Annotated in this window: 11 protein-coding genes and 1 tRNA gene; 8 read left to right on the forward strand and 4 right to left on the reverse strand. The window is 37.8% G+C overall.

From position 1 onward, the window contains the following. Positions 1 to 119: 119 nt before the first annotated feature. Positions 120 to 3,800 carry a phosphoribosylformylglycinamidine synthase gene (purL, locus tag ACIQ32_RS00005; RefSeq protein ID WP_396193575.1) on the reverse strand — a complete coding sequence of 1,227 codons (3,681 nt, stop codon included), beginning with the start codon at positions 3,798 to 3,800 and terminating at the stop codon, positions 120 to 122. A 77-nt stretch (positions 3,801 to 3,877) separates the two neighbouring features. Further along, a complete protein-coding gene (locus tag ACIQ32_RS00010; protein WP_396193576.1) occupies positions 3,878 to 5,374 on the reverse strand; it encodes a hypothetical protein in 1,497 nt (498 codons plus the stop codon). A 205-nt stretch (positions 5,375 to 5,579) separates the two neighbouring features. On the opposite strand from ACIQ32_RS00010, the gene ACIQ32_RS00015 reads away from it, so the two are divergent. The 4 genes from ACIQ32_RS00015 to ACIQ32_RS00030 all read left to right on the forward strand — a co-directional run bounded on the left by ACIQ32_RS00015 (position 5,580) and on the right by ACIQ32_RS00030 (position 7,989). Beyond that, positions 5,580 to 6,005 (forward strand): PaaI family thioesterase, encoded by a 426-nt coding sequence (locus ACIQ32_RS00015; protein ID WP_396193578.1) that lies wholly within the window; start codon positions 5,580 to 5,582, stop codon positions 6,003 to 6,005. Then, entirely contained in the window at positions 6,002 to 7,066 is a 1,065-nt protein-coding gene (locus ACIQ32_RS00020; protein ID WP_396193579.1) for a chorismate-binding protein, read from the forward strand. Before ACIQ32_RS00015 ends, ACIQ32_RS00020 begins: the two co-directional genes overlap by 4 nt. A gap of 45 nt (positions 7,067 to 7,111) precedes the next feature. After that, a complete protein-coding gene (gene bshB1 / locus ACIQ32_RS00025; protein WP_396193581.1) occupies positions 7,112 to 7,828 on the forward strand; it encodes a bacillithiol biosynthesis deacetylase BshB1 in 717 nt (238 codons plus the stop codon). A gap of 85 nt (positions 7,829 to 7,913) precedes the next feature. Further along, positions 7,914 to 7,989: transfer RNA gene (locus ACIQ32_RS00030), tRNA-His, on the forward strand. 53 nt (positions 7,990 to 8,042) lie between these two features. Here the strand turns inward: ACIQ32_RS00030 and ACIQ32_RS00035 are convergent. After that, positions 8,043 to 9,068 (reverse strand): M28 family metallopeptidase, encoded by a 1,026-nt coding sequence (locus ACIQ32_RS00035; protein ID WP_396193583.1) that lies wholly within the window; start codon positions 9,066 to 9,068, stop codon positions 8,043 to 8,045. Between the two features lie 2 nt (positions 9,069 to 9,070). Next, positions 9,071 to 10,174 (reverse strand): DUF3667 domain-containing protein, encoded by a 1,104-nt coding sequence (locus ACIQ32_RS00040; RefSeq protein ID WP_396193584.1) that lies wholly within the window; start codon positions 10,172 to 10,174, stop codon positions 9,071 to 9,073. Between the two features lie 71 nt (positions 10,175 to 10,245). On the opposite strand from ACIQ32_RS00040, the gene ACIQ32_RS00045 reads away from it, so the two are divergent. The 4 genes from ACIQ32_RS00045 to ACIQ32_RS00060 are packed head-to-tail and all read left to right on the forward strand — an operon-like array spanning position 10,246 to position 12,750. Next, complete coding sequence (locus ACIQ32_RS00045) at positions 10,246 to 10,701, forward strand: DUF1801 domain-containing protein (RefSeq protein ID WP_396193586.1); 456 nt, start codon at positions 10,246 to 10,248, stop codon at positions 10,699 to 10,701. Between the two features lie 2 nt (positions 10,702 to 10,703). Next, complete coding sequence (locus ACIQ32_RS00050; protein ID WP_396193587.1) at positions 10,704 to 11,201, forward strand: GNAT family N-acetyltransferase; 498 nt, start codon at positions 10,704 to 10,706, stop codon at positions 11,199 to 11,201. Between the two features lie 5 nt (positions 11,202 to 11,206). Beyond that, on the forward strand, positions 11,207 to 12,163 hold the full coding sequence (locus ACIQ32_RS00055) for an ion channel (protein ID WP_396193588.1): 957 nt from the start codon (positions 11,207 to 11,209) through the stop codon (positions 12,161 to 12,163). A gap of 11 nt (positions 12,164 to 12,174) precedes the next feature. Continuing rightward, a complete protein-coding gene (locus tag ACIQ32_RS00060; protein WP_396193590.1) occupies positions 12,175 to 12,750 on the forward strand; it encodes a DUF5777 family beta-barrel protein in 576 nt (191 codons plus the stop codon). Positions 12,751 to 12,760: the final 10 nt, after the last annotated feature.

Here is a 12,760-nt window from a genome sequence, read left to right on the forward strand (position 1 = left end):
ATGCAATGGTTCGCGTGAGGGATGGGAGAGGTTACCGTGTAACCCGGACAGCCCGGTCTCGTTTTTTGGAACGAGACACGCCCAAATAAAAAACCCACTCATTGGAGCGGGTTTTCAATTTATTTATCTTGATTTTCAATCCATTCTCTGGCATTGACAAAGGCTTCAATCCAAGGAGAAACTTCGTCTTTTTTGTCATTCGGATAATGCGCCCAATTCCATGGGAAAGTTGAACGTTCAATGTGTGGCATCATTACTAAATGTCTACCGGTTTTATCACACAGCATAGCAGTATTGTAATCGGAACCGTTTGGATTGGCCGGGTAACCTTCGTAAGCGTATTTGGCTACAATGTTATACTGACTTTCTTCATATGGTAAATTGAATTTTCCTTCGCCATGCGAAACCCAAACCCCTAAGGTAGTTCCGGCAAGTGTTTTTAGCATTACCGAATGGTTTTCCTGTACTTTTACCGAAGTGAATATGCTTTCGTGTTTGTGCGAATCATTGTGTTTCATCTTACCGTGAATCTCGTGTTCAGGGTTGATGACTTCTAGTTCCATGAACAATTGGCAACCATTGCAAATTCCGACTGAAAGCGTATCTTCTCTTTTAAAGAAGTTCTTCAATGCAATATTTGCTTTTTCATTGTATTTAAACGCTCCGGCCCAACCTTTAGCGGAACCTAATACGTCCGAATTAGAGAAACCACCCACAGCGCCAATGAATTGAATGTCTTCTAAAGTTTCGCGTCCCGAGATTAAATCGGTCATGTGAACATCCTTTACGTCAAATCCCGCTAAGTACATCGCATTGGCCATTTCACGTTCGGAATTGCTTCCTTTTTCACGGATTATAGCTGCTTTCGGACGTGGTTTAGTGTTGTCAATTATCGGCTTTATACCTGTAAAATGACTTGGAAATTGATATTGTAAAGGTTGGTGACTGTAGTTGTTAAAACGTTCTCTAGCGGTATTGTTTTTGGATTGTTTTTGGTCCAATAAATAAGAAGTTTCAAACCATACATCTCTTAAAGAACGAATATCAAGTACTAAATCTTCTATAGTTAAAGATTCTGAATCCAATACTTCTCCAATTTTGAAGAACTCTATTCCTTCTAAAGCTTTTTCAAATGTAGTATCGTTTTTCGCTTGAAGCACTAAGCCAATGTTTTCGGCGAATAAAATCTTCACTAAATCATTTTCTTCGAATGAACTGAAATTGATTTTAGCCCCTAAATTAGTATCGGCAAAACACATTTCCAATAGAGTCGTAATCAATCCCCCGCTTCCAATGTCGTGTCCGGCCAAAATTTGTCGGTCTTTAATTAAATCTTGAACGGTATTGAACGCTTTTTTGAAGAAAGCAGCATCTTTAATAGTTGGGGTTTCGTTTCCGATTTTATTCAACACCTGAGCAAATGAGCTTCCCCCTAATTTAAACTCGTCTTGTGACAAATTGATATAATAAATCGAACCACCGTTTCTTTGCAAAACCGGTTCAACGACTTTAGTAATATTGGAACAATTTCCTGCTGCTGAAATAATTACCGTTCCCGGTGCAATCACTTCATCGTTAGGGTATTTTTGTTTCATGGAAAGCGAATCTTTTCCGGTGGGAATGTTGATGCCTAATTCGATGGCAAAATCAGAACAAGCCAGAACGGCTTCGTATAAACGAGCATCTTCACCTTCGTTTTTACAAGCCCACATCCAGTTGGCTGAAAGTGAAACGCTTTTTAAATTTTCTTTTAACGGCGCAAAAACAATATTCGATAATGCTTCGGCAATCGCATTTCGTGTCCCGGCAGTTGGATTAATTAAAGCCGAAATAGGAGCATGGCCAATGGAAGTGGCAATCCCTTCTTTTCCGTTAAAGTCTAAAGCCATTACGCCCACATTATTCAATGGCAATTGCAATGGTCCGGCACATTGTTGTTTGGCGACTCTTCCGCCAACACAACGGTCGACTTTATTGGTCAACCAATCTTTACAAGCTACGGCTTCGAGTTTTAATACATCTCTTAAATAGTCTTGGATATAATCGTTGCTGTATTCTAAATCAGCGTAATTTCTATCAATGGTTTTATCCGTCATAATCGTTTTTGGCGAACTTCCAAAGAAATCTTCCAAAGCATAATCCATTGGTTTGACTCCGGATGTTTTGCTTTCAAAGGTAAAACGATGGTCGTTGGTTACATCACCAACTTGATACATAGGCGAACGTTCTCTGTCTGCTATGCGTTGTAAAATATTGATGTCTTTTTGGCCAATCACTAATCCCATTCTTTCTTGAGACTCATTACCAATGATTTCCTTGGCAGATAAAGTTGGGTCGCCTACAGGTAATTTATCCAAATCAATCAAGCCGCCGGTTTCTTCAACTAATTCGGAAAGACAATTCAAATGTCCACCGGCACCGTGATCGTGTATCGAAACAATCGGATTGTTATCACTTTCTACCAAACCACGAATGGCATTGGCTGCACGTTTTTGCATTTCAGGATTAGAACGTTGGATGGCATTTAATTCAATTCCGGAACCAAAAGCACCGGTATCTGCTGAAGAAACGGCTGCGCCACCCATACCAATTCTGTAATTTTCACCGCCAAGGATGACGATTTTGTCTCCGGCTGTTGGTTTCTTTTTGATGGATTGGTCTAATTTTCCGTAGCCAATGCCGCCTGCTTGCATGATGACTTTGTCGTAGCCTAACTTTCTATTTGTATTAGGTTCATCCTCAAATTCAGATGCTTCTTGGTGTTCGAAAGTTAAGATTGAACCCGTGATTAACGGTTGCCCGAATTTGTTACCAAAATCAGAAGCACCGTTAGAGGCTTTGATTAAGATGTCCATAGGCGTTTGGTACAGCCATTTTCTTTCGGTCATGCCATTTTCCCAAGTTCTATTGTCTTTCAAACGAGAATAAGCGGTCATATAAACGGCAGTCCCGGCTAATGGTAATGAACCTTGTCCGCCGGCAAGTCTGTCTCTGATTTCTCCACCCGAACCGGTTGCGGCACCGTTGAAAGGTTCAACTGTAGTTGGGAAATTATGGGTTTCGGCTTTTAAGGAAATTACGGAATCAAATTCTTTAGTCTCGTAAAAATCAGGTTTGTCAGCACTTTTAGGAGCGAATTGTGTAACTCTAGGTCCTTTGATAAAAGCGACATTGTCTTTATAAGCCGAAACAATATCATTTGGATTTTCAGCGGATGTTTTTTTGATGAGTTTGAATAGGGAAGTCTCTTTTTCTTGACCGTCAATCACAAAAGTGCCGTTGAATATTTTGTGTCTGCAGTGCTCCGAATTGGCTTGCGAAAAGGCAAAAACTTCTGAATCTGTTAGTTTTCTGCCAATTTTCATCGCTACGCCATTCAAATAATCTATTTCTTCATCACTTAGAGCAAGACCTTCTTGTTGGTTATAGGCTGCAATATCATCAATTTCCAAAATCGGTTCCGGCTGGATGTTGATAGTGAAAATTTCTTGGGTTAACTCGCTGTATTTTTGAGAAAGCATTGGGTCGAAATTGGTAAAATCAGTTGAAACCTTTTCGAATTCCTCAATTCTGATGATGCCTTCAATACCCATATTTTGGGTTATTTCAACAGCGTTTGTACTCCAAGGCGTTACCATAGCCGCACGTGGTCCAACAAAAAAATCCGTCAGGACGGATTTTTCTATTTTATTTGCTTTGCCAAAAAGCCAATTTAGTTTTGAGATGGTTTCTGCCGAAAGTTCGTTTTGCGTTTGTACGGCAAAAACGGTGGCACTTTCGTTTCCGAAGAAATGAATCATTGTGTTGTATTTAGTAGTTGTTGTTGGTGCAAATTTAGGGTAAAAAATGCGAATATGGAAAAAGGTTTTTCAACAAATTAATCCTCAAAAGTAGTCCAATTATAAGCACCTGCATCAAATGGTGAAACTCTCGGATTTCCTAAAATATCATTCGGAACGCCTACAGCATCGCCAAAACCTCTGGCGGCAGAATCATCTCCAATGTTGAGTTGGTTGTTTTGTACTCTCAAAAATTTAGGGTTTTCATTGCGCTTAATTTCCGGATTATCAAAAAGGAAGTTGTATAGCGGATTGGTGCTGCTGCCAAATTTTAATAAACATTTGGTGAATGAATGATTGAAAATACCTGTACTAGCAGGATCAAGAGATAGCTCGTATGTGTTACTACCGTAAATGATACAATTTTTAAAATCAGCCTGCGCCAAATCGAAGGGTACTTGAGCACCATTTTCATCTTCAAAATAATTGTTTAGTAAAACCGCTACTTGTCGGGAACTCGACCAATTGTTGTTAAACGTACAATGTTTGAATTCGTAACTTCCGCCTAATGTACAGGCTAACGAAGCAATACCGGCTGTATTGATTACTATATTTTCTCCTCTGATTTTAGCTGTTTTAGCATACAAACCAATCAAGGAAGAGTCGTATATCTGGGTGTTCTTAATGGGCATAAAATTACCATCATTGCTGTCGATGTTCAAACCTACCACCGCATTTTTGATAATAACATGATTGATTTCATTCCCTGTGCTTCCGGCGGTAAGCCAAATGGTTTGCCATTGACCTGCAACGTCTGAAAATCCGGGCTCTAATCGGTCGCCTTCAAAAATGATATTATTTTCCAAAGTACCATTAGCTTTAAATGAAGCGCCATTGCCCACAATTAATCCGGAATCGGCATGAAAATGCACTCGAGCACCGGGTTGTACATTTAAGGTTTTACCACCGGGAACGGCGGCATATCCATAAACAACATATGGCTTATTGTTACCCCAAATGTATTCGTTACCATTTACAGGATCATTTTCGTCGAGGAAAAATCCATAAACCGGTTCCTCAATACCTTCAATAGTTAAAGTTTCGGTTGTGCCATCGGCAAATCGTTTCGGATATAAAAAATAAGCATCTTGGATTAAGGTTACCAAGTCTACATCTTGAATTTCACCATTGGCGTGGCGGAATTCAATAATATCGGTATATAAAAAATCTGTCGGATTGGCTTCAGCTACATCAGAAGTAACTTCAACAAAAATGTACATACTGTCTTTGGCCAACAATTCTACATTATTGAACACTCGATTGTTATTGCCTACCATACCGTCAACTGTAATTCGGTATTTGGAAGCTTGTCCTTTTCCTAATTGAATCGTTGGGATTTCGATGTCTTTGTCGCTTCTGTTATACACTTTAAGGGTGTATGTACTGGAACCGATATTGGTGAAAACGGTATCTAAGTATACGGTGTCTTTAGAAAAAAACAAACCGCCGGTGCTGGGTTCAAATTCAAAATCTTGTCGACAAGAACTGTTGAGTAATGTTAAACCCACTATAAAAAGAAAAATAAGATAGCGCATTGGTGTTACGAATTTTTACGTTGTACAATTCGGCCTAAAGGCCTCGGGTGGTAAATGTAGGTATTAAAGTTTAATTTGAAAATAAGTCAATTTGAAAATTTGAAGATTGTCTCCCTAGATAACGATAAAAAGACAATTTTAGTATTTTGATTTTGCCTGCTTTTTTCCTTGTGCCAAATAAGTAGTATTTTTACAAAAAAAAGCTATGTCATTGGATAGAGAGAAAGTGTTGCAACTCTGCAACGAATGGAGTAAAAGCACTTTGATGGAAACCTTAGAAATTGAATATATCGACGCAGGAGAAGGATTCTTAACCGCTAAAATGCCGGTGAATTCCCGAGTGCACCAGCCAATGGGATTATTGCACGGCGGTGCTACAGTGGCTTTAGCCGAAAGCGTTGGCAGTGCCGCATCTTTGATGTTTATCAATACTGAAAAGCAAGAAGTAAGAGGCATAGAGATTTCAGCCAACCATTTAAAAAGCAAGCGAGACGGGACTGTATTTTGTACGGCGAAAATAATTCACCAAGGGAGAAGTATTCATTTGTGGGAAATTAAAATCACCGATGAAAACGGCAAACTCATTTCGCTTTGTAAGCTGACCAATATGATTTTACCCCGAAGAGCATGACCGATTTGTTTGTAAAAGTCAAAGTTCACCAAGAGCAACAATTACCGTTTGTATTGTATGTTAAGCCCAATGCTGATCGGGTTATTGGCGTATTTCAGGAGAACGATTATTTGTATTTTTTAGAGGATTTTAGTGAAAAAGGATTTGTTTTTGCCCCTTTTGATGGCGAGTCGATTCCTTTTATTCCACAAACGAAATCGGAGGTTTATGTTGAAAAGATTAGCGAGACGGACTTTATAATGTCTCCTAATCCAACATTCAGTATTGATGAAGAGGCTAAAATGTATTTTAAAGCATTAGTTGCAAAAGGCGTTGGTGCTATTATTAAAGACGAGTTCAAAAAAGTTGTTTTGTCACGTAAAGAAGTTGTTGAAGTCAACTCTTTTGAGATGGAAACCGTTTTTAAAAAGTTGGTTGCCTTTTACCCTACTGCTTTTAGATATTGTTTTTTTCATCCTAAAATCGGCATGTGGTTAGGAGCCACACCGGAGCAGTTTTTAAAAGTGAACCAACAAACCTTGCATACGGTAGCTTTGGCCGGCACTCAAGCCTCAACAGCATCAAACAATGTTGTTTGGCAAGATAAAGAAATTGAGGAGCAGCGATTGGTAACCGACTATATTACCCAAATTTTGGAAGACAAAGTTTCGGAGCTTACAGTATCGAGTCCGTATTCGGTAAAAGCCGGCAATTTATGGCACATAAAAACCGATATTTCGGCAACAATTGATAATGAAAGTAACTTAAAGGAAATTATTAAAACCTTGCATCCAACCTCGGCAGTTTGCGGTTTGCCCAAAGTTGCGGCTAAAGATTTTATTCTGCAAAATGAATATTATAATAGAGAGTATTACTCAGGATTTTTGGGAGAGTTGAATATCGATTTGGCGACTTTTAGAACCGATCAATCCGATTTATTTGTTAATTTGCGGTGTATGAAACGCAACGGTAAACAAGCGGAATTGTTTGTTGGTTGCGGGATTACCAAAGACAGTATACCGGAGGCGGAATTTATGGAAACGGTCAACAAATCAATGACCATGCGCAAGGTTTTGCATTAAGAGTTGTTAGTTGAACAACTTATAACCTATAACAAAATAAAAAATATGAAATTAGACATATTGGCTTTCGGAGCTCATCCTGATGATGTTGAATTGGGTTGTAGTGGCACAATCGCTAAAGAAGTTTCGTTGGGAAAAAAAGTTGGGATAATTGATTTGACGCGCGGTGAACTCGGTACGCGTGGTTCTGTGGAAATCAGAGACCAAGAGTCGAGTTTGGCGGCTGAGATTTTGGGAATTTCCGTTAGAGAAAATTTAAACATGCGCGATGGTTTTTTTGTCAATGATGAAACACATCAGATGGAAATCATCAAACGAATTCGCAAATACCAACCCGAGATTGTAATTTGTAATGCTATTGATGACCGTCATATCGATCACGGAAAAGGCAGCAAATTGGTTTCGGATGCTTGTTTTTTATCGGGTTTGAGAAAAATTGAAACCACTCATGAAGGTGTTGTTCAGGAAGCTTGGCGGCCTAAAGTGGTATATCATTACATGCAGTGGAAAAACATTACACCTGATTTTGTGGTGGACATCTCCGATTTTATTGATAAAAAAACAGCCTCTATATTGGCTTATGCCTCCCAATTCTACTCTGAAAATTCCAATGAACCGGTAACACCGATTGCCACTAAGAATTTTTTAGAAAGCATTCATTACCGTTCGCAAGACTTTGGTAGATTGATTGGCGTTGATTATGCAGAAGGTTTTACAGCCGAGAGATATGTGGCTGTCAAGAGCTTAGGAGATTTGATTTAAAAAATATAAAAAACCTTTGCAAAAGTTAAGTTTTGCACTATATTTGCACTCGCAAAAGCAACCTAGGTTGTGAATGCCCACAAATGGTGATTGTAGCTCAGTTGGTTAGAGCGTCGGATTGTGGTTCCGAAGGTCGGGGGTTCGAGACCCCTCATTCACCCAAAATTCAAAAGCCCCGTAATTCGGGGCTTTTTTTGTACCTGTAATTGGGTTTTTATTTATCGCTTTTGTCTACCACCAAACGTTTGTCTCTATTGGCAATTTCCCAAGCAATGGCAAAGGCATATTGGGTTCTTTTGGTTAAAGCATCAAATTCAATTTTGCTTACATCATCACCGGGTTTGTGGTAATCAGCGTGCGTTCCGTTAAAGAGGAAAACCGACGGGATATTGTGTTTGGCAAAGTTGTAATGGTCGGAGCGATAGTAAAATCGGTTCGGATCATTTTTATCGTTGTACTTGTAATCGATAGTTAAGTTTATGTATGCTTTGTTGACACTTTCACAAATGTTGTATAAATCCGTCGATAAATAATCGGAACCAATTACATAGACATAGTTGTTGCTTTCTTTGTGGAAGTCATCGCGTCTGCCAATCATGTCAATATTCACATCGGCTACCGTATTTTTAAGCGGAAACAATCGGTTTTCGGAATAATAACGAGAACCATGCAAACCGTGTTCTTCGCCGGTTACGTGTAAAATTAAGACAGAACGTTTAGGTCCGTTGCCTTCGTTTTTCGCTTTTTGAAAAGCGGCAGCCATTTCCATCAAGGCTACTGTTCCCGAGCCGTCATCATCGGCACCATTGTATACTTCTCCGTTTTTTACCCCAACGTGGTCGTAATGGGCCGAAAGCACTACAATTTCTTCCGGCTTTTCAGAACCTTCGATGAATGCCCAAATGTTCTCTGAATCGGGTAAGTTTTCGTTTCTTTTGGCATTTAAAAAAGCCGCCGGAACTTTTTGATAATAACTGTCGGCACCTTTTGGAAAAGGGATTCCGTTTTTTTTATAGAAATCGATGATGTATTGACCGGCTTTCTTTTGGCCTTCGCTACCGGTTTCTCTGCCTTCCATTTCATCGGAAGCGATATAAGTTAAGTTGGAGCGCAAACGTTCAATAGAGATTGTATTAAGATAAGCGTTCAAATCGACCGTCATCTTATTGCTTGATTTTGAAAGGCTACAGCTTGTTAAAAGAGCAATAAGCGCCAGTGAGAACAGTGTTTTTTTTAGCATGATTAATGAATATTAATGAATGAAAAGAAGAATAGACCAATCAAAATAATACTTAAGATGATCATATTGATGAAGAATATCAAAATTCCTTTGAGGATAGTTTTGAATCGGCTTTGCTCGTAAAAGCGATGGTGAGCCGGGAAAAAGTAATACAGCATGTACACAATAATGATCGTATCTACTACAGAAATGACTATGTCCAACACCCAATGATTGCCTAACAAACCAATGAAAGAATTAAACAATTCCAAGAGTAATGAGGCGAGCAACAAAAAAGAAAAGTAATGCAAAGTAAAAATACCATGGTCAAAATAGTACCAACGCTTTTTATTTTGAAACACCCAAAGTACGAAGGCAAATAAAGGCATATAGATAAATAAAGCTTTGGGTATATTACGGATAAAAACTTCTGACATTTTATCCATAACTTCATCTTTTGTTTTACCTTGTTTGGCCAGAAGTATTTTTTTGTGAAACCAATATCCTACATCACCAATTTTTTCCTCAGCTTTGCCATATTTTTGAATAGAATCTAATTGTGCTACCGAATGGTATCCGAAATTCATATAGGTACTGCTCTCATCAGTCAGATTTCTCTGTTTATAAGCATTTTGCAGAGAATCGGCCATTTTTTTATCGATATACCCCTTTTGTTCCAAATTGGCTATCCATTGCTGTCTTTGAATGCTGTCCTGAGCATTATCTATGGAATCAGTTTTGGAGTTTTCAACATGCTCCGTCTGCTTGTGACGATTGTTTTTTTGGGCTTCAGTTACTTCTTCATCTGAGCCGTCGGGAATGACAGAAAAAAGAAAGAAAGTCACAAAACTGATAAAAATATACAGTCGGATAGGAGCCAAGTAGGACATTCGTTTGCCGGAAAGGTATTCTTTAGTTAAGGCAGAAGGCTTAAAAATTAAGTTCCTGATAGTTTTCCAAAAAGAATTTTCGTAATGCGTCAAATCTTCAAAGAAATGAACAAATAACTGTACAAAGGTTTTTCGAGTATCGGTGTTTTCTTGCCCGCAATTGGGACAAAATCGTTCTGCTACCACATGACGACAATTCAAACACGTTTTATCTTTCCTTAATTCGTTTTTCGACATAAATTTGTAATAAAAATCAGTACGTAAATCTATAAAAATATTTCTATTTTTGAGAAACAAAATCTATTGTCATGCAATCCAAAGCTCAAACAACACAAGACTATATTAACGAACTTCCTGCCGATCGTAAAGAAGTCATTCAAAAACTCCAACAAGTCATTACTAAAAATCTCCCAATAGGTTTTCAGGAATCCATGGGCTATGGTATGATGGGTTATTGTGTACCACACGATATTTATCCGAGCGGTTATCATTGTAATCCCAAAGATCCGCTGCCGTTTATGGGCTTGGCCTCTCAAAAAAACTTTGTGGCTTTTTACCATATGGGCATTTATGCCGATCAAAAGTTGCACGATTGGTTTGTGGAAGAATACGGCAAACGATGTAAATACAAGCTCGATATGGGGAAAAGTTGTGTGCGTTTTAAAAAGATGGATGACATTCCGTATGATTTGATAGGTGAATTGGTGCAGAAAATTTCTGTTGAAGATTGGATTAAAACCTACGAATCAGCTTTTAAAAAGTAGTTATGTTTGAAATTATTCCCAATTTGGATGACCAATTCACTGAAGTAAGAAATATTGCTTTTGAAATTTGGCCTAAAACTTACGGCAATATTCTAACCGAAGCCCAAATTGAATATATGCTCGAAAGAATGTACAGTATACCGTCGTTACAAGAGCAAGCCAATACAAAAAACCATCATTTTATTTTGATTCGAGATCAAAACGAAACAGTTGGATTTGCTTCTTATGAGCACAATGCCGATTCTTTAAAAAAAACAAAAATTCACAAGATTTACATTTTGTCTTCCCAACAAGGGAAAGGAACCGGAAAAGCTTTGATTGATTCTATCGAAAATCAAGCTAAAGTCAATAATGATATTGCTTTGTTTTTAAATGTTAATAAAAACAATTCGGCCATTCAATTTTATGAAAAAGTTGGCTTTAAAATTATAAAAGAGGAGATAATTGATATAGGCAACAGCTATGTTATGGATGATTATGTAATGGAAAAAGCAATTTGATTACTATGGAGTTTTTAAAAAAAATTAATACCAAAGCCAAATCAGATAACAATACCGGTTTTGGAACTAATCCCGGGAGTTATGGTGGTAGGTTTTTAACTAAAACAGGAAATGCTAATATTAAAAGAACCGGTATAGGTTTTTTTGAAGGGATTAGTTGGTTTCATACCATGGTTAACATATCAAGATGGAAGTTTTTGTTGATAATACTCTTGTTTTATTTTATGGTAAACTTGTGTTTTGCCAGTATTTATTATTTAATTGGAGTTGAGCATCTTAAAGGGATTAATGCAGATACTCCGTTGGATAAATTCGGTCAAACTTTTTTCTTTAGCATACAAACTTATACAACGGTTGGTTACGGTCATATTAGTCCGAGTGGATTTTTGACCAGTTTTGTAGCTGCAGTTGAAGCTTTATTTGGTTTGTTGAGTTTTGCTATTGCGACCGGATTATTTTATGGGAGATTTAGTATGCCGAAAGCTTTTTTGCTTTTTTCTGAAAATGCTTTGATAACACCATATGCCTCAGGAACAGCTTTGATGATTAGAATGACACCATACAAAAATACTCATCTCACCGAAGCAGAAGTAAAAATGACCGTTGGCTTGAGGCTTGATGAGAATGGCCAATTGATCAATAAGTTTTATAATCTTGATTTGGAGTTGTCAAGAATTAATGCTTTAACGTTGAGTTGGACCTTGGTACATCCGATTACTGAAAACAGTCCTTTTTATAATTTATCGGCTAATGATTATCAAAAATTAAGTGGCGAAATTATGGTTTATGTAAAGGTTTTTGATGACCGTTTTAGTACTACAGTGGTAAAACGAACTTCGTATACTTTTGATGAGATAGTTTATGGTGCTAAATTCAACCCAATGTTTTCTAAAAGCCATGATGATAATCGAACTTTATTGCATATTGATAAACTAAATTCTTTTGAAAAGATTTCAATTTAAGGAAAAGCCCAATGGTTTTGCTTTTTTATCGGAGTGTAGCTTCGAGTGATACGGCAACCTTTTTAGTAAGTTTCTTGCTCACCACGGCCGGAATATCAATATCGAAATCATCGGTATTGACTGTGAAATCTGCTTCTATTTTAACACCGCCGTCTACTTTTTTTATTTTGGCAATAATTACTATGTCCTTCGATAACCGATTAATTTATGTTACCCAGCTTTTAATTTCTCGTAAAGTGAATACTAATTTGTCACTTGAATTAGCGCCGACCTATTTTCATGAGAATTTTGTACTTGATGATAATCAAGACAATGGTCAATATGCTATTGGGATGGGAGGAAGATACAAATTAGGCAAACGTTGGTCATTGAATATTGATTATGCCGCTCATTTAAATCGTTCGGATTCATCACCTTTTCGTGATCCGTTATCCATTGGGATAGATTTAGAAACCGGTGGCCATGTTTTTCAAATGCACTTCAGTAATTCACAAGGCATACACGAAGCCGGATTTTTAGGGAATACTACCGGTGATTGGGGTAAAGGAGATGTCTTTTTCGGATTTAATTTGTTGAGAGTTTTCTAATCCAATAAGT

The organism is Flavobacterium sp. (assembly GCF_044373165.1).
In the GTDB taxonomy this organism is placed as follows: Bacteria; Bacteroidota; Bacteroidia; order Flavobacteriales; family Flavobacteriaceae; genus Flavobacterium.

Excerpts from the sequence above, each read along its gene's own strand:
- ACIQ32_RS00035 (WP_396193583.1), bottom strand. The coding sequence starts at position 9,068 with ATGCTAAAAAAAACACTGTTCTCACTGGCGCTTATTGCTCTTTTAACA.
- ACIQ32_RS00050 (WP_396193587.1), top strand. The coding sequence starts at position 10,704 with ATGTTTGAAATTATTCCCAATTTGGATGACCAATTCACTGAAGTAAGA.
- ACIQ32_RS00020 (WP_396193579.1), top strand. The coding sequence starts at position 6,002 with ATGACCGATTTGTTTGTAAAAGTCAAAGTTCACCAAGAGCAACAATTA.
- ACIQ32_RS00015 (WP_396193578.1), top strand. The coding sequence starts at position 5,580 with ATGTCATTGGATAGAGAGAAAGTGTTGCAACTCTGCAACGAATGGAGT.
- bshB1 (WP_396193581.1), top strand. The coding sequence starts at position 7,112 with ATGAAATTAGACATATTGGCTTTCGGAGCTCATCCTGATGATGTTGAA.
- ACIQ32_RS00045 (WP_396193586.1), top strand. The coding sequence starts at position 10,246 with ATGCAATCCAAAGCTCAAACAACACAAGACTATATTAACGAACTTCCT.
- purL (WP_396193575.1), bottom strand. The coding sequence starts at position 3,800 with ATGATTCATTTCTTCGGAAACGAAAGTGCCACCGTTTTTGCCGTACAA.
- ACIQ32_RS00060 (WP_396193590.1), top strand. The coding sequence starts at position 12,175 with ATGGTTTTGCTTTTTTATCGGAGTGTAGCTTCGAGTGATACGGCAACC.
- ACIQ32_RS00040 (WP_396193584.1), bottom strand. The coding sequence starts at position 10,174 with ATGTCGAAAAACGAATTAAGGAAAGATAAAACGTGTTTGAATTGTCGT.
- ACIQ32_RS00055 (WP_396193588.1), top strand. The coding sequence starts at position 11,207 with ATGGAGTTTTTAAAAAAAATTAATACCAAAGCCAAATCAGATAACAAT.
- ACIQ32_RS00010 (WP_396193576.1), bottom strand. The coding sequence starts at position 5,374 with ATGCGCTATCTTATTTTTCTTTTTATAGTGGGTTTAACATTACTCAAC.